General features: G+C 62.6%; 14 protein-coding genes. 4 read left to right on the plus strand and 10 right to left on the minus strand.

From position 1 onward, the window contains the following. Nucleotides 1-32: 32 nt before the first annotated feature. Entirely contained in the window at nt 33-764 is a 732-nt protein-coding gene (locus DMP07_RS07290; RefSeq protein WP_123198496.1) for a response regulator transcription factor, read from the minus strand. 313 nt (nt 765-1077) lie between these two features. Between DMP07_RS07290 and DMP07_RS09000 the strand changes: the two genes are divergently transcribed. Beyond that, on the plus strand, nt 1078-1842 hold the full coding sequence (locus DMP07_RS09000) for a C39 family peptidase (RefSeq protein WP_244594927.1): 765 nt from the start codon (nt 1078-1080) through the stop codon (nt 1840-1842). Between the two features lie 262 nt (nt 1843-2104). Here DMP07_RS09000 and DMP07_RS07300 read toward each other — a convergent pair whose 3' ends face one another. The 4 genes from DMP07_RS07300 to DMP07_RS07315 all read right to left on the minus strand — a co-directional run bounded on the left by DMP07_RS07300 (nt 2105) and on the right by DMP07_RS07315 (nt 7041). Further along, nucleotides 2105-3637 carry an alanine/glycine:cation symporter family protein gene (locus DMP07_RS07300; protein WP_123198497.1) on the minus strand — a complete coding sequence of 511 codons (1533 nt, stop codon included), beginning with the start codon at nt 3635-3637 and terminating at the stop codon, nt 2105-2107. 286 nt (nt 3638-3923) lie between these two features. Then, a complete protein-coding gene (locus DMP07_RS07305) occupies nt 3924-5246 on the minus strand; it encodes a hemolysin family protein (protein WP_123198498.1) in 1323 nt (440 codons plus the stop codon). Between the two features lie 228 nt (nt 5247-5474). Continuing rightward, the gene (locus tag DMP07_RS07310) at nt 5475-6347 is read right to left on the minus strand and encodes a trimeric intracellular cation channel family protein (RefSeq protein ID WP_244594929.1); all 873 of its coding nucleotides are present in this window, start codon (nt 6345-6347) and stop codon (nt 5475-5477) included. Nucleotides 6348-6675: 328 nt separating this feature from the next. Next, nucleotides 6676-7041, minus strand: a complete 366-nt coding sequence (locus DMP07_RS07315) for a winged helix-turn-helix transcriptional regulator (protein WP_123198499.1) — start codon at nt 7039-7041, stop codon at nt 6676-6678. A 110-nt stretch (nt 7042-7151) separates the two neighbouring features. On the opposite strand from DMP07_RS07315, the gene DMP07_RS07320 reads away from it, so the two are divergent. After that, on the plus strand, nt 7152-7709 hold the full coding sequence (locus tag DMP07_RS07320) for a flavin reductase family protein (RefSeq protein WP_123198500.1): 558 nt from the start codon (nt 7152-7154) through the stop codon (nt 7707-7709). A 126-nt stretch (nt 7710-7835) separates the two neighbouring features. Here the strand turns inward: DMP07_RS07320 and DMP07_RS07325 are convergent, their stop codons facing one another. After that, entirely contained in the window at nt 7836-9002 is a 1167-nt protein-coding gene (locus tag DMP07_RS07325) for an MFS transporter (protein WP_244594930.1), read from the minus strand. Between DMP07_RS07325 and DMP07_RS09005 the strand changes: the two genes are divergently transcribed. Then, on the plus strand, nt 8995-9210 hold the full coding sequence (locus tag DMP07_RS09005; protein ID WP_244594931.1) for a hypothetical protein: 216 nt from the start codon (nt 8995-8997) through the stop codon (nt 9208-9210). The genes DMP07_RS07325 and DMP07_RS09005 overlap by 8 nt on opposite strands. Before the next feature lie 199 nt (nt 9211-9409). Here DMP07_RS09005 and tsaD read toward each other — a convergent pair whose 3' ends face one another. Then, complete coding sequence (gene tsaD, locus DMP07_RS07330; protein WP_123198502.1) at nt 9410-11800, minus strand: tRNA (adenosine(37)-N6)-threonylcarbamoyltransferase complex transferase subunit TsaD; 2391 nt, start codon at nt 11798-11800, stop codon at nt 9410-9412. A 418-nt stretch (nt 11801-12218) separates the two neighbouring features. Continuing rightward, nucleotides 12219-12797 (minus strand): biotin transporter BioY, encoded by a 579-nt coding sequence (locus DMP07_RS07335; RefSeq protein WP_123198503.1) that lies wholly within the window; start codon nt 12795-12797, stop codon nt 12219-12221. Nucleotides 12798-12963: 166 nt separating this feature from the next. Here DMP07_RS07335 and ade point away from each other — a divergent pair, with 166 nt between their 5' ends. Continuing rightward, entirely contained in the window at nt 12964-14787 is a 1824-nt protein-coding gene (gene ade, locus DMP07_RS07340; protein ID WP_123198504.1) for an adenine deaminase, read from the plus strand. A 128-nt stretch (nt 14788-14915) separates the two neighbouring features. Here ade and argH read toward each other — a convergent pair whose 3' ends face one another. Continuing rightward, entirely contained in the window at nt 14916-16307 is a 1392-nt protein-coding gene (gene argH, locus DMP07_RS07345; protein ID WP_123198505.1) for an argininosuccinate lyase, read from the minus strand. 88 nt (nt 16308-16395) lie between these two features. Continuing rightward, nucleotides 16396-17691, minus strand: coding sequence for an argininosuccinate synthase (locus tag DMP07_RS07350; protein ID WP_244594932.1), 1296 nt, complete (start codon nt 17689-17691; stop codon nt 16396-16398). Nucleotides 17692-17773 lie beyond the last annotated feature (82 nt).

The raw sequence follows: 17773 nt of genomic DNA on the forward strand, positions 1-17773 counted from the left end.
AAACGCGCGCGGGCGAAGCCGGCGGCGCACGCCTATTCGGCGTTCATGCGATAGCCGACGCCCCACACCGTTGCGATGAATTCGGTCGACGTATCGATCGCCGCAAGCTTCTTGCGAAGATGACGCACATGCACCATAACCGTGTTGGAAGCCGCCGCATCGGGACGTTCGTTCCAAACGCATTCGAACAGTTCGGCCGCCGAACGGGGCGAGCCGCCCGCTTCCATAAGCGCCCGAAGAAGGGCGAACTCTTTCGGCGTGAGCGAAAGCGGCTCGCCATGAAGCGAAGCCTCGTGCGTGCGGGGGTCGAGTTCCACGCCACGCATGCGCAGCGTGCCGTCGGCGGCCGCGGCGGGCATCGAGGCGCGGCGTAGACACGCCCTGACGCGCATGGCGAGCTCGCGCGGGCGAAACGGCTTGGTCACGTAATCATCGGCTCCCACGGCGAAGCCGAGCACCGAGTCCACCTCTTCGTCTTTCGCGGACAGGAATATCAGCGGCACGTTCGAAAACGTCCTGATGCGGCGGGCCAGTTCATATCCGTCCATCCCGGGCATCATGATGTCCAGAATGGCCAAGTCGGCCGCGTTGCGCCGCATGGCATCGAGGGCGGAAAGCGGGTCGTAGCACACCGTGCAGACGAACCCTTCGCGCCCCATCAAACTTACAACCATGTCCGCGATTTCGCGTTCGTCATCGCACACCAGGACGCGACGACGGGGCGCATCGCCCGACGCGGCGATGCCCTGCCTCGAATGCTCCATGCCATCGCTCCTTCCCCATGCAAAACCCGCGCAAAGCCGCGCTGCACCTGAACTGCCGCGGCCTTGGATGCACGGCATGCGAAACCCCCGCTTATAAGCGAAGCGGCGGACAGGCCCGCGCTTTTCGAAATCCTATCATCGCCGATCCGTGCAAAACGGGCGTTTCGGAGCGCTTTAAGGAAAGCTTAAGAAACGCATCCGTTCCGTAGCCGCGCCTTGCAAGACCGTTAAGACCCGCCGTCCATACCATGCAAGCACGACGAAAACAGCGCGACAGCCGCACCTGGTCGGCGCCGCCACGAAAGGAGCAGCCATGCATGACGATGCCTCGTTCGCATCACACGTACCGCACGCCGCCCGCGTGCGATGCAGCAAAAACCGCCAGTCCGCGGCGTACACCCCGCGCCCGCTTCGCATCAAACGACATCACCCGGGATGGACGGCCGTCGCCGTGTTCGCCGTGGTTGCGGCGATCGCCTCATGCGGCGTGTTCGCCGCGCTGCACACGGCATCGGAAGATGCGCGCCATGCGCTGAGCGCCGGCGCCGGCCAACCGACCATCAGCACGCCGAAAAGCGAATGGAAGCGCGACGAGATCCCCTACCTCTACCAAACCGACCCCGCATGGGCGGCGGCGCCCTATGCCGGCACCGACGTGCTCACGGCAGGATGCGGCCCCGCCTGCATGACCATGGTGTACGTAGGCCTGACGGGAAAGACCGACTACGACCCTGCTTCGATGGCCGCCTTCTCCGAAGCGAACGGCTTCGTCGACTCGGGCATGACCGCGTGGCTTTTCATGACGCAAGGCGCCGCCATGCTGGGACTGCACGGCGAAGAGCTGCCCGCCGACGAAAACGTGCTTACGGCAGCCCTGCGCGAAGGGCGGCCCGTCATTGCATCGGTACGCCCGGGGGATTTCACCACCGTGGGACACTTCATCGTAATCGCAGGGATCGACGACGCGGGCGACCTCATCATCCGCGATCCAAACAGCCCCGAGCACAGCGCGCAGACATGGAACGCGCAGCGCATCCTGAGCCAATGCGCGAACCTGTGGGCCTTCGGCGCGCGCTAGAAACCGGGCCGACAGAGCAACGGGCGCGAACACGCGGCGCATCGAAGCAACGAGAATCCGGAATAAGATGCGACGAGGCGCTTCGCCCACCTGCTTCGCATGCGCCGAAGACGGCGTGACGGCATTGCCGCGCAACCGCTGAAAGACGATCGGCCGATGCGGGTTCGAAGCATGCGCCGCGCAACGAAAACGCCCGCCCTAAACACAGAAAGGCCCCTCGCAAGAGGGGCCTTTCTGAAAAAGCGCTGCTTCGAAACGAAGGCTACTTCAAAGGCTCGAAGGAATCGCCGCCGGCGTCGATAGCCTCTTCGAAGTACTCCTTGACGGGCTGAGGGCCGACGTCCTTCAGGTCGTCGCTGCCGATGTGCCAGCATTCCGTCTTGGGCATGCCTTCGATGTTGTCGGCGACGAACACGGGGTCTTTTCCGGCCTTCTTCTGGGCCGTGTAGTCATCGAGGGCCTTGAACGCCCACTTGCCCAGAAGCAGGATGGCGATCAGGTTGACGATAGCCATGAAGCCCATGGTGATGTCGGCCAGGTTCCAAGCCAGGTCGAAGCTGTTCAGGCAGCCGAAGAAGATGGCGACCAGAACGGTGATGCGGAAGACCGTCAGAACAACCGGGCTGTTCTTGATGAAGCGCATGTTGCTTTCGGCATAGAAGTAGTTGCCGATCAAGCTGGAGAACGCGAACGCGAAGATCGCGAAGGTCACGAAGTGAATGCCCATCTCGCCCACGGCGGAGTTGACAGCCATCTGCACGAGAGGCATGCCGTTGAGCTCGCCGAAAGTGCCGCCGGACTGGACGTAGAAGATCAAGACCATGAACGCGGAGCAGGTGCAGACGACCAGCGTGTCGATGTAGACGGACAGCGTCTGGACCAGACCCTGCTTAACGGGGTGCGAAACGCTTGCGGTAGCAGCGGCGTTCGGAGCGGAACCCATGCCGGCCTCGTTGGAGAACAGGCCGCGCTTGATGCCCAGAACCACGACAGAGCCCGCGAAGCCGCCGAAGATCGACTGGAAGTCGAAGGCGGAAGCGGCGATGACGCCGAAGACCTCGGGGAGCTTGTCCAGGTTGGTCAGGGTGATGAAGATGCCCAGGCCGATGTAGGCAAGAGCCATGACGGGCACCACGATGGAGGTGATGATGCTGATGCGCTTGGAGCCGCCGAAGATGACGAACGCGGTCATCACGACGAGCACGATGCCCAGAGCCATGGCGGCGCCATTGGTGGCGTAATCAGGAATATAGTACTCCAGGGCGCTTGCCATATTGAATGCCTGCAAGCCGTTGAAGCCGTAGGCATAGCAGATGATCAGCAGGATAGCGAACAGAACGCCGAGCCAGCGCTTGCCGAGGGCCTGCTCGATGTAGTACGCAGGACCGCCGCGGAATTCGCCTTCCTTGCCGCGCACCTTCCAGATCTGCGCGAGCGTGGATTCGATGAACGCGGACGCGGCGCCGACCAGAGCCATAAGCCACATCCAGAACACGGCGCCCGGGCCGCCCGTGGCGACTGCGGTGGCGATGCCCGCGATGTTGCCCGTACCGACGCGAGAAGCGGTAGAAACCATCAACGCCTGGAACGACGAGATCGACCTCTTGCCTTCTACGTGCCTTTTCTCCGTGAGCTGGGTGAACATATCCTTGATGTAGCGGATTTGCACGCCCTTCGTGCGAACGGTGAAATAAATCGCGCAGAAGATAAGCAGGAACACCAGGATGTAGGTATACATGAACCCGCTGATCTCTCCGGTAACCGAGACGAGGGTATCCATCAGGTCTCCGTTCATGCAGAGCCCCCTTTCTTTTGTTTTCGTTGGTTTTCAGGTACCAGGTTGCAAATTTTATCAGATATCCACATTTGCTCCACCAGAATAAAGCACCCAATTCGTCTGACCGCCCGACGGCGCCTACGAGCGGTAAACGGAACCGATTGCGCAAAACCGTAGAAAAACGAAGCCCTCGTCCCTAACGAAAAGCGCCCCGCAAAGCGGGGCGCTTCGGCTCGGGCGCGTACACCCGAAGCTATTCGGTTGAAGAAAGCGGACGCATCGCGCAGACCGCATGGCGAAGAAGCTATTTCTCATCTTCCTCGGACGCATCGACGCTGACCCAGAACTCGACCTGGCCGATACGACGCGCATCCATCGAACGGACCACGAAGCGCACGCTGACGTTTTCTTCGGTATACACCGTCTCATCGCCCGCATCGGGAATACGGTCGAACGATTCGAGCAGCAGGCCGCCGAGGGTTTCGTACTCGGTGAAGCCGTCGGGATCAAGGCCTACGGTTTCGGCGAAATCGTCGATAGCACAGGCGCCGGTGGTGAGGTAGTGGCCCTCGGAGACCTTCGTCAGAGTCTCGTTGTTGCTGTGCACGTACTCGTCATCGTAATCGCCGATGATCTCTTCGAAGATATCGCCCATCGTGACCACGCCGGACGTGCCGCCGTGCTCATCGACCACGATCGCGATCTTGGTCTTTTCCTTCTTAAGCAGCTGGAGAAGCTTGACCACAGGCATGCTTTCGGGCGCGGCGACAATACGGCGGATGCGGATGTCGGCCATCGTGGCGTCGTCATCGAGGTTGTAGAGGTCCTTGATATGCACGAAGCCGACGATATCGTCCTTATCCTTGCGATACACAGGGAAGCGCGTGAACTTATGCTCTTCGACCACGCGCAGGTTTTCCTCGAGCGTATCTTCGAGGCCGAGGCAGACCATGTCGGGACGCGGGGTCATGATGGCCTCGACGTCTTTGTCGGCGATGTCGAAGATGTTGTCGACGAATTCGTTCTGCTCGGAATCGATCAGGCCGTTCTCGGTGCTTTCGTCGATCAGCAGGCGAATCTCCTCTTCGGTGTATACGTCGTGCTCGTCGGCGGGATCGTGGCCCATGAGCTTCACCACGCCGTTGGTGATGCTATTGAACAGCCACATGATCGGATACGTCAGACGATAGAACCACACGAGCGGGGTTGCCGTGAACAGCGCGTAGCGCTCGGTGCTGAAGATCGCGAGCGATTTGGGAATGAGCTCGCCCACCACGATATGCAGCGCAGTGACCAAGCAGAAGCCGATCGCCACCGACACGGCGAAGTTGACGCTTTCGGGCACGCCGAGCATTTCGAACAGCGGATGGAACAAGGCCGACACGGCGGGCTCGCCCAACCAGCCAAGCGCGAGCGAAGCAAGCGTGATGCCGAGCTGGCAGGCAGAAAGATAGGCGTTGACGTTGTTTGCGATCAACTGGGCGTATTTGGAGCCCGGGCGCCCCTCTTCGACGAGCATGTCGATCTGGGACTTTCGTACACGGACCAGCGAGAACTCGGCCACGACGAAAAACGCGTTCATCAGAAGGAAGAAAACGACAAGAAGCAGACTTAGCCCAACAGGCATAGGTGAGACTCTCTCCTTTCAGGACGGTTACAAGGGTCTCGTCGGAACCCGCCCCATGCGGGGTCCGGAACGGCTTGAGCAGCCGTTTTTCAATACCTGCAAATGATACCTGAACAGTAGCCCCTCTAGCATCGGGAATGCATGCTGGCGCAATCCGTCACCAATCGGATACATGTTGAAACATATTCGGATACATGTTGAAACATATGGGCGAAACGCGAGAGGCGCTCAGCGCATGTATTTCAGCGTGTCCGCGGAATCGAGCGCGCTGCGCCGCTTCTCGTCGGAATGACCGGTGGGCTTCTCTTCGTACAGGGCGCCGTCATCGCGCTCGACCCTCCTGCCGCGCATGCGGCGGCGGCGTTCTTTCTTGCCGCCGCCCAGAAACAGCGCGCGCACCACGCAGGCGAGCCACTTGAACGGGCGCGAGACGTATCGCGTCAAATCCACCGGATCGTCGCCCGTGCGCCAGTCGAAATACACGCTGGCATAACGAAGCACCAGCACGGTAAGCACACAAAGGGCCGCCGCTGCCGCAGGGTCGACGCCGAGTTCGACGAAGAACACGTACGCGAACGATCCGCCGAGCGCCGCGACCGCATAATAATTGCTCGATTTGAAAATACCGGGAACTTCGCCGACGAACGAATCGCGGATAGCGCCGCCGCCGACGCCGACGATGGCCCCCAAGACGACCGACATCACCACGCCGCTTCCGCAATCGAACGCCTTGCTCGCGCCCGCGACGGCATACAGCGCGACCGAAAGCGTGTCGCACAGAAAAATAAGCGAGGGCAGGTGACGGAAGATCCCCCGAAAATAGAACACGAAGAAGCAGAGTCCGACGCATAGCAAGAACAGGTACGGGTGCGACATGAAATACACGCCCTCGTCTTGCAAAAGGAAGTCGCGCAGAATGCCTCCGCCATAGGCGGTAAGCAGGCCGCACACCGTGGTTCCCACGATGTCGAGCTTGCGGTCGCAGGCGAACATCGCGCCTGTGACCACGCCCACCACGACGGCGAAGTAATCGATGAAGGCAGGCACCACGCCGCCCGAAGCGGTGATGCGCTCGGCGAACCATACGAAGATTTCGTCCAACTTTTCCGCCCTTCACGAGCACGAACGAACCAGTGGCCCGCATGGCCGGACCACAGCGGCATCTTAGCACGCGACGGGCCCCGCGAGCCCGGCGTCCGGCTCGCGGCCGATACGGCGAAAGCCCGAAGAAGGAAGAACAGGGGGAAAGCACGAGAAGTGCCCCGCAGGGTGCTCCTCGCAGGACACTCCTACGCGACGAGCGCGAACCGAACACCACGAACCTCACGCGACAAACGACCGCCCTCTTCCTGACGAGCGAAGCCGACCGCCTTATCACCGAAGCGAACCGCCCAGCACAAGCCCCGAATCGCAAAGCGACCCCGATTCCTTACCGACTCCCCGAATCACCGCGGCCGCAAGAAGAATCGACGGCCACGGCATCGTTCATGTGCCGCGTGCCCCAATCGCATAAAGACTGCAGCACGGGCATGAGGCTCAAACCCCTTTCAGAAAGCGAATACTCCACCTTCGGAGGCACCTGGGGGTACTCGCAGCGCACCACAAGCCCGTCGGCCTCGAGCTCTTTGAGCTGCTTGCTCAACATCTTGTGCGTGACCGAGCCCAGCAGCCGCTTAAGCTCCCCGTAACGAAGCACCTCCCGCTTCCAGAGCCAAAACAGGATATGCATCTTCCATTTGCCGTCGATCAGGGAAAAGGCATAGGCGAACGGTGCGATATCGACGATCTTGTCCAATGCGCTCTCCTTTTTGATAGTGCCTATCTTTTTTGTGCGTTCTTGCCTGGCGTGAGCACAAGGCAGAGTATAAGCCCCGCACAACAATCGAGAAACGAAAGGCCACTGTCATGAAACGAGAAATCGAACTTTGGGACCACGCAGGAACCATCTTGAAAGCGCTCGAAAAAGGCGCGCTTTTGACCACGCGCTCGAACGGCGAAACGAACACCATGACCATCTCATGGGGCGCCATCGGCATAGAATGGGGAGCGCCGATCTTCACCGCTTACATCAGGGAAAACCGCCACACGAAGAAGCTTCTCGACGAAAACCCCGCATTCACGGTCAATATCCCGCTCGACAGCGCCCACAGGAAAGCCCTCGGATTCTGCGGAACGAAATCAGGTCGAGACATCGATAAGATTTCCGCATGCGGCCTCACGCCGATCGAGCCGAGCGTCGTCGACGTTCCCGCAATTCAGGAATTCCCCCTCACGCTGGAATGCAAGGTCGTCTACAAACAGGCCCAAGACCCCCAAGCCGTTTCCGAAAAGAACGCGGAGAAATTCTATCCGCAGGACGTCGCAAGCAAATATCACGGTGCGAACCGCGACTATCACACGGCCTACTACGGCGAAATCGTGTCTGCCTACATCATCGAAGACGACGAAGAATCGCACTCGTAGGAAATCCAGCCTGCGCGCCATCGGTGCGCGCCGCACGAAAGCACGCCGAAACGGGCTGCGGATCGGTCGAGGTCGAAACGAGCTGCAGGCCGGCCGAAACCGGACCGACCCGCAACAACGCGACAGTTATTCGCCAGACGGTTCATCAAGCGCGCGCACGCTTTTCGGCAGATAGAGCGCGATTCCGATAATCGTGCAGACGATACCGTCGATCACGAAGAACGGCGCCACGCCGATGGCTTCGGCCGCAACGCCGCCGATGGCGATGCCGATCGGAGACGCCAGACCCATGGCGGCCGTGACGAAGCCGAGCGCGCGACCCATCTTCTCTTCGGGCACGTTGCGCTGGACGAGCGTGACCGTAGGTCCGTTGAACCAGGCGCACACCATGCCCATGAGCACGCACAACACCGCGAACACCCAAAACATCGAAGGCGCCAGCAGACCCGACGCGGCCGCCAGCACGCCGAACGCCACGCACGACACACCCAACAGCAGCGCCAGGCGCTTGCCGCCGCCCCACGCCATGATGATGAGCGACCCGACGAACAAGCCGCCCGCAAACGTCGCCTCGGCCACGGCCGCCATGAAGCCGTCGCCGCCGAAGTGGTCATAGGTCATGAGCGGATAGAGCGAGCCCATCGGCCCGAAGCTCACCATGCCGAGCGTGATCAGCACGATCAGCAGGAACAAACCGCGGTTCGCGCGCAGGGCATCCCAGCCCTCCTTCATCTCGACCAGGGGATGGCGCTTCTCGCAGGCGGCCGCCTCTTCATGAACGGAAGGAATGTGCGCCTTGACCAGCGCAAGGCAGGCCAGCGCAGCGCCGACGAAATCGAGGAACATGACCGCGTAAAAGCCGATACCTTCGTAGAGCATGATGCCAAGCGCGGGCGACACGATGCCCGCCACGCTCATGAGCATCATGTCGAGCGTGTTGATGCGCAAAAGGTGCTTCTCGGGCACGAGCATAGGCATGGCCGCCATCATGGCCGGCCCGTGGAACGCCTGACCGACGCTGCGCGCGACCACCATGAACATGATGGCCGCGATGCTCACATCGCCCAACAGAATGAACAGGCCGAGCGCAAGCGACACCAGCCCCACCGCCATGTCGGCCGCGATGATGACCGCCTTGCGGTTGTAGCGGTCGGCGACGACTCCTCCGTAAGGCGACAGAATGCCCTGGGGCAGATAAGCGCAGATGCTCATGGCCGACAGCAGAATGGCGCTACCCGTGGTCTCGGTGACGTACCACACGGCGGCGAAGCTCGCCGCGTAGCTCGTGAACATAGAGACAGCTTGGCCGGCCCAAATAAAAGCGATGATTGCAAGCCAGTTTTTGGAAAGAGGGCGGCCGGACGCGCTCAAGCGCGACTCGGCGGAATTATCCGGAAGCGGACGGGAGGAAAATCCCATAGAAGTTCTCCTTATGTCGAAAGAATGCAGGTATGCAGAAATCACGGCTGAAAAGCCGCGTGATGCAGAACGCGCGGAATAGACGACGATGTCGCAACGCACGCGATCCGTATAAGAGGTTATTTCCTACAGGAAATACGGCTGCACCTACATAAAAGTCCTTCCGACGTGGAGAAAATGACGGCCCGCTACGAAATAGCAGGCCGCAAAAGTCTATCACATACGCCGCCGCGCCTTCCAGTAGCGGACGGCTCGTTTCGCGGAATGAGAAGCCGATGAAGTTAATACGCCTCGTCAAGCGGAGCATGGGCCTTCACGTCAAGCGACCAATCGGCGAATTTGCCCTGTTTATAGCGGTCGTGCGCCACAAGCGCAATCATGGCCGCCTGGTCGCCGCAGGCCGAAAGGGGCGGCATCGAAAGGCGAACGCCGCGCTTCTTGCAAGCCTTCTCGTACGCCGCGCGCAGGCCGGGATTGGCGGACACGCCGCCGCCCACGCAGAATTCGCGCGCGCCCGTCTCGTCAAGCGCCGCCATGGCCTTTTTCACCTGCACGTCCACCACGGCTTGCTGGAAGCTCGCCGCGATGTTCGGCATGTCGAGTTCGCGGCCCGCCTGCTGCTCTTTCTGTATATAAGTAGTCACCGCGGTCTTGAGGCCTGACAGGCTGAAGCGCAAATCGCCCGAATGCATGAGCGCGCGCGGGAAATCGATCGCCTTCGGGTCGCCCTTAGCCGCCAGCTTGCTGATGATGGGACCGCCGGGATATCCAAGGCCGAGCGCCTTGGCCACCTTGTCGAAGGCCTCGCCCACCGCATCGTCGATCGTCGACCCCATGGTGACGTAGTCGCCCCAGTCGCGCACGTGCACGAGCATGGTGTGGCCGCCCGACACGAGCGACACGACCATGGGCGGCTGGATGTCGGGCGTGGCGATCTTGTTCGCATACAGATGGCCCTCGAGATGGTTCACCGCGATCAGCGGCAGATCGGCTCCCCATGCGGCTCCCTTGGCGAAAGCCACGCCCACCACGAGCGCGCCCACCAGGCCGGGCGCGTACGTCACCGCGACGGCATCGAGGTCGCGCCAACGCAGGCCGCGAACGCCGAGGCTGCGCGCGGCAGACTCGAGGCATTCGTCGCACACGCCGCAGATGGCTTCGATATGCTTGCGGCTGGCGATTTCAGGAACCACGCCTCCGAAACGCGAATGGAAATCGATCTGCGAAGCAACCACATCGGACAGAAGCGCGCCCGTGCCGTCGACTATCGAAGCGGCGGTCTCGTCGCACGAGCTTTCGATGGCAAGGATCAGCGGATGCGATGCGGTCTCGCACGCATCGGTGCCGCCCGCCACGTCGTCGACATGCAGGCGCATGCCCGCCACGTCGCGGCGCGCCTCGGGCAAAGGACCGCTCATGATCGTCGCGTCTTCGCGGTCGCTGTAGTAATGCGGACGCGTGCCGATGTTAGCCAGGCCCATACGCTCGTAGAACGTCTGGGCGCCGGCGTTGGACGCACGCACCTCGAGCGACATCTCCGTCGCCCCCAGATTGCGCGCATCGGATGCCACCAAAGCGATCAACTCGGCGGCGATGCCGCGGCGGCGATATGCAGGATCGGTCGCGATCTTGAGGATCTGCACCTGGCCGTCAACAACCCAACCGCCGCAATAGCCCACCAGCACAGGACCATCGAAGGCGGCCCACCAGGTGCGATCCTTGCGAGGAAGTTCGTCGGCCACAAGCGACGCCTTCCAGGCGTCGCTTCCCATGGTCATCTGCTCCAAACGTGCCACATCGGCTGCGTGGGCCGCATCAAGCGGACGGTAGTCGATCGGGGCGGCGTCCTGCGAGCCCTCGAACAGCTGCACGCCGGTGCGCAGGTTCTTGCCGCCGTCTTCTTTCGCCAGGCGGATACGCTCGTTTTCCTCGGCATCGGAAAGACGGGTGTACACGGGCAGCAGCGTTGCGGGGTCGGCGCCCAGGCGCTCGGCCAAAAGCAGGCCGCGTCCGCTGACGGCCCACAGGGATTCGTCGGCAACGGCACCCAAAGGCTCGAAGATATCGGCGTATTTCACCAGGCCATCGCCCAAAACAGCATCGAAGCGGCATGCATCGGCGCTCTCGCCGAGAGCCTGCAGAGCCCCGGCCGCCCACGCAGGGGCATCGACCGCTTTGACCACGGCATCGGCAGTCAGGCGCGAAACGCCCGCCTCTGCGATGTCGAACAGCACGGGATAGACCTCTTTGCGCATGGCGTCGGCGGCGACCAGCACGCGACCGCGCAGGCCCTGCGCCCATGCGTTCCATGCGACGGCATCGAGCGTGGACACGCCGAACAGCGGCACCTCCAACGCGGATGCGGCGCCCTTCGCGGTAGCCATGCAGATGCGCACGCCCGTGAAGCTTCCAGGACCGCGGCCGCACACCACGGCGGCAATCATGTCCTTCGAAACGCCCGCCTCGTCCAACACGTCATCGACCAAGGAAAGCAGCACGGTGTTGCTGGCACGATGGGCTTCGACCTCGCGCACGGCTGCGATGTCGGACAGGGCGCACGGCCGCCTCAATGTCGCCACGTCGTCGCGCGACGCCGCATCGATGCGGCCGAGACCGACGGCCACCACCTCGTTGGCCGTATCGAACGCCAGGATATATGCATGTTCAGCCATCGCCGAAACCCTCCGAATTCTTCGAACGCGCCGTCTATCGCGAAAGCGCAGCACACCGCGGCTTCGTGGCACCAGGGCCTGGATGCGGCGGCTGCGCGGCAAGACGGTAAACAAAAGACCGGCGGGCGCTGCGGCTTCGCTGCGCGCCGGGCCGGTCGAAACGATACGGATTTTACAACGCCCCTCGCGCGCGAACGCGTCAATCGACGTGATTGCGCACATAATCAAGAACTTCCAGCGCTGGTGCCGGGTTGTTCTTTCAAATGCCCCACCCTCGTCGAAAGCGGAGCCGAGGGGCCGGAATCCGTTCGGGACGAAGCGCAACGAGGGCATCCTTTACACGAACGGGCGCCGGCTGCGACACGCCGGCGCCCGTCCTCGCGTTTGCACGCATATATACAGTTAGTCCTTTCGGCCCTTACGCTTTGTGCTGCGCGGCGCGAAAGGCAGGCACGGCGCTTTCGACCGTCTGGGCCAGCGCCACGCCGACGAACAGCTTGATGGCGTCGAGCACGACGAAGGGCGCGATGCCAGCGGCGAACGCCGCCACCGGGCCCATGCCCGTCAGCGCCATGAGCTGGATCCAGCCGCACAGATACGACGCCAAAAGCAACACCAAGGCGCCCGCAGCGGCGCGCACAGCTCGCAACGCCCTGCTCTCGGAACGACGCCAGGCCTTGAACAGCAGCACCGCCAGGACGGCACCGATGCCGAAGCCCACCAAGAAACCGCCCGTCGGACCCACGATGGAGGCCAAACCGCCTTTCATGCCCGAAAACACCGGCACGCCCACGGCGCCCAAAGCAAGGTAGCCGAAAACGCTGATCAAAGCCTGGCGTGCAGGAAACAACGTCACGATGAACACCAAGACCATGGTCTGCAGCGTGAACGGCACCGGGCCGAACGGCACGGTGACCCAGGCGCTCACGGCCAGAAGCGCGATGGCCAAGCCGCAGAATGCGACCGTTTCGGTTCGCTTAAGCGTCGTATTCTTCATAAACCTTCCTCCTTACGTGGTCGGCAGCAAAACGTCAGGCATTGTAGCACTTTAGCGTACGATAGTAAAAGCCGAACCGTGTGGACCGTGAGGACCCAGCGGGCCGCGCCCCCGCTCTGGATGCGGTCGCGTATGATGAAGCCGACCCCGGCGAGAGGAGCCCCTCATGATCAACCGATTCTGCAAAACGCCGCTGTGGGAGTGCAGCAAGACCCTTGCCGACGTGGCGCTGGGCCGCGCCCCCGCCGAAACCGTGGTTCGCAACGCGCGCCTGGTCAACGTGAACACGCGCGAAGTCATCGAAGGCGTCGACGTAGCCGTTTCATGCGGACGCATCGCCTATATAGGAAACGCCGCGCACTGCATCGGCGATGGGACACGCGTCATCGAAGCGGCCGGGCGCTACCTTGCGCCCGGATTCCTGGACGGACATATCCACGTAGAGTCGTCCATGATGGGCGCAGCGCAGTACGCGCGAGCCGTTGTGGCCCATGGCACGGTGGGCATCTACTGGGATCCGCACGAGGTGGCGAACGTCGTCGGCCTCGCCGGCGTGAAGGCCATGGTAGAAGACGTGCGCCGTACGCCGCTCAAGGCCATGGTGACCACGCCCTCATGCGTACCGGCCGTTCCCGGGTTCGAAGACACCGGCAGCGCGATCGGTCCGGACGACATCGCCGAAAGCATGACGTGGGATTGCGTGGTAGGCCTCGGCGAAATGATGAATTTCCCCGGCGTGCTTTCAGGCGATGCCCGCCCGCTCGATGAAATAGCGGCCACGCTGAAAGCGGACGGCTGCGTGACGGGCCATTACTCCGTCCCCGAAACCGACCGCGGCCTGAACGCCTACATAAGCGCGGGCATCCGCTGCTGCCACGAATCCACACGCGCCGAGGACGCGCTGGCCAAAGCGCGCCTGGGCCAATACGCCCAACTGCGCGAAGGTTCGGCCTGGCGCGACCTTGCCCAGCTGGCACCCGCCATCGCCGACGGGGCCGTGGACACGCGCTTCTTCAACCTGATATCGGACGACACCCATCCCAACACGCTCGTCGAATACGGCCACCTCGATCATATTCTGCGCCGCGCCGTGCAGGAAGGCATCGACGCGCTCGTCGCGCTGCAGATGGTCACCATCAACACGGCCACGTGCTTCCATATGGAACACGAGCTGGGAAGCATCGCGCCCGGCAAGTGCGCCGACATGGTGCTTTTCTCCAGCCTGGCCGATTTCGACATCTCGCTCGTCATGATCGACGGCGAGGTGGCGGCCGAAAACGGCAAGGCGACGTTCGAGGTGGAGCCCTTCGACTACCCCGCCTGGATGACCGATACCATGCACGTGGGCGAAGACATCGCAGCGGACACCTTCCGCATCCCCGCAGTAGCAGCCGACGGACGCGCGATCGAAAGCGGCGCCGTGCGCGTGCGCGTCATGGAGGCGCTTTCGGGACGCGTCAACAACGTCGAGCGCATCGTCGAAATGCCCGTCGAAAACGGCGCCATCGAAGCCGATGTGGAACGCGACGTGCTGAAGGCTTTCGTCTTCGAGCGGCACAACGCCACGAAGACGCACGGATGCGGCCTGGTTTCAGGCTTCGGCATCAAGGGCGCGTTCGCACAGACCGTGGCCCACGACGCCCACAACCTGCTAGTGGTGGGAAGCAACGACGAAGACATGGCGCTTGCGGCCAACACGCTGATCGCCTGCGGCGGCGGGGCGACAGCCGTGCGCGACGGCGAAGTGCTGGGCTTGGTGGAGCTTCCCGTGGCGGGCCTGATGAGCACGCGTCCGCTCGAAGACGTGGCCGCCCAGGTGGCGGGACTCGAGCGCGCGTGGGAGCAAATGGGCTGCGCCATGCCGTCGCCGTTCATGACGATGGCCCTGCTCTCGCTCGCCTGCATTCCCGAACTGCGCCTGACCAACCGCGGGCTGGTGGACTGCCGCACGTTCGAATTCGTGCCCCTCGTGGTCGACGAAATTCGCTAAACGACGCGAAACGAAACGACGCCTCCGCTGCTCATGCGCGGAGGCGTCGTTGCTTCGATGGACTGTGGAAGGGACTTGAAACCGTCCGTTTCCGCAGACCATATACCCCTTATCCGTATCGAAGCGTCTTATGCGAGCGACGCCTCGTCGGCGGCGAGCGCCGCGGCCGCCTCGTCCAGCTGGACGCGCACGGCGTCGTGGCCGGTGCCGCCGTAGGTGGTGCGGGCCGCCACGATGGCGTCGATGTCGAGCTCGCCCGCGATGTCGTCCTCGAACAGATTGCTTGCGCTCTTGAGCTGCTCGAGCGTCAGATCTTCGAGGCCGCAGCCCTCGGTTTCGCACAGCAGGACCAAACGTCCCACCACCGCGTGGGCCTCGCGGAACGGCATGCCCTTCTTCGCCAGATAGTCGGCCACATCGGTGGCGGCCATGAAGCCCTGGCCCGACGCCTTGCGCATGGCGGCCTCGTTAAGCTCCATGGTCTCGATCATGCCGCCCATGCACAGCATGCAGTCGTGCAGGGTCTTCGCGGCGTCGATCGCGCCCTCCTTGCATTCCTGCAGGTCCTTGTTATAAGCCAGCGGCAGCGACTTCATGGTGACCAGCAGGCCCACCAGGTCGCCCACCACGCGGCCCATCTTGCCGCGCGTCAGCTCGGCGAAGTCGGGGTTCTTCTTCTGCGGCATGATCGAGCTGCCGGTCGAGAAGGCGTCGGAAAGCGTGATGAAGGAATACTCCGATGACGACCACAGGATGATTTCCTCGCACAGACGCGACAGATGCATCATCGACACGCTGCAGGCATACTCAAGATCGAGCAGGTAGTCGCGGTCGGACACGGCGTCGAGCGAATTGGGAATCGCGTGGTCGAAGCCCAGCAGCTCGCTCGTCATGGCGCGGTCGAGCGGATAGGTGGTTCCCGCCAGCGCCGCAGATCCGAGCGGATTCGCGTCAGCCGCATCGTATGCGGCGGCCAGGCGCGCGAAGTCGCGCGTGAACATCCAGAAGTACGCAAGCATATGATGGCTGAACAGCACTGGCTGGGCATGCTGCAGATGCGTGTAACCGGGCATGACCACGCCGAAGTGAGCCTGCGCCTTCTCGATCAGCACGCGACGAAGCGCGATATTGCCCTCCATCAGCGACATGAGCAAGTCTTTCGCATACAGGCGCAGATCGGTGGCCACCTGGTCGTTGCGCGAGCGGCCCGTGTGCAGGCGAGCGCCGGCCGAGCCGATGTCGGCGATGAGCGCCGCCTCGACCGCCATGTGAATGTCTTCGTCGTTCACGTCGAAGACGAACGAACCATCGTCCATGCGCGCCTTCACGGCCGCGAGGCCCGCATCGATCGACGCGGCATCCTCGGCGGAGATGACGCCCTGCGCGGCGAGCATCTTGGCATGGGCGCGCGATCCGGCGATATCGTGCGCGTACATATTCTTATCGACCTCGAGCGATGCGCCGAACTCCTGGGTGAAGGCGTCAACGCCCCCGACGAACCTTCCCGACCACAGTGCCATTGATAAAACCTTTCCCGCACCATGCGTCGCCTGCATGGTTTCTTTCAGATAGCTTCGAATTTGACGAGGTGTTTTACAGAACTTCTGTCTACGCGGCGTTGGCTGCGGCCGTCTCGTCGGCGGCCTGGTCGGCCTGCGGCGCGGCATCGGCCGCGGGGCCCTGCATAGCCGACCACGTGGTCACGGGCAGACCGTACAGGTCGATGAAGCCCTTGGCCGACTCGTGGTTGAATGCGTCGTCGGCGCCGTAGCTGGCCAGGTTGAAGTCGTAGAGCGAATAGGGGCTCTTGCGGCCCGTCACGGTGCAGCTTCCCTTGTACAGTTTCATCTTCACCGTGCCGGTGACGTATTGCTGCGTCGCGGCGCAGAACGAATCGAGCGCCATCTTCAGCGGGGAGAACCACATGCCCTGATACACCGCCGTGGCCCACTGCTGCTCGACGCCCAGTTTGTAGTGCTGCGTCGCGCCGTCGAGGCACAGGGTCTCAAGCGCCTTGTGGGCGTCGATCAGGACCTTCGCCGCGGGAACCTCGTAGCACTCGCGCGACTTCACGCCCACGAGACGGTTCTCCACCATGTCGAGACGTCCGATGCCGTGCGCGCCGGCCTTCACGTTGAGGGCCTTCACGATGTCGACGAAGGGCATGTCCTCGCCGTTAAGCGAGCAGGGAACGCCCTGCTCGAAGCCGATTTCGACGTACTCGGCATGGTCGGGGGCGTCGGCCGCATCAGCGGTCAGCGTCCAGATGTCCGCGGGAGGTTCGGCCCAGGGGTCCTCGAGCACGCCGCACTCGATGGCGCGTCCCCACAGGTTGTCATCGATCGAATACGGGGACTTCTTCGTGGCGGCAACCGGCACGCCGTGGGCCTTCGCCCATTCGATTTCCTCCTCGCGGCAGTGCAGGTCCCACTCGCGCACCGGCGCGACGATTTCGAGCGTGGGGTCGAGCGCCTTGATCGAAGTCTCGAAACGCACCTGGTCGTTGCCCTTACCCGTGCAGCCGTGGGCGATGTAGTGCGCGCCGAGCGCGTGGGCCGCTTCGACCATGTGCTTTGAAAGCAGCGGGCGCGAAAGCGCGGAAAGCAACGGATAGGAGTTCTCGTACAGGCCGTTGGCGGCGAGCGCCAAGGTGAGGAACTCGTTGGCGTATTCCTCGCGCATGTCCACGGCGAACGAGGCGATGGCGCCCATGTCCAGAGCCTTCTGTTTGATCGCGGCCAGATCGCTTTCGTCCTGGCCCACGTTGCCGCACACGGCGATGACGTCGAAGCCCTTCTCGACCTGCAGCCACTTCAGGCACACCGAAGTGTCCAGGCCGCCCGAATACGCCAGAACGACCTTTTCTTTGGCCTGGCCCTTGTTCGCGTTCATCGTGGTTTCCATGTTCAATCTCCTTTTCGTCAGCCGCGCCGTTGCTGCTTGCGCGGCCGGCGTCGCGTTCGATTCGCCGCCCCTGCGGCCCGTC

The organism is Slackia faecicanis (assembly GCF_003725295.1).
In the GTDB taxonomy this organism is placed as follows: Bacteria; Actinomycetota; Coriobacteriia; order Coriobacteriales; family Eggerthellaceae; genus Slackia; species Slackia faecicanis.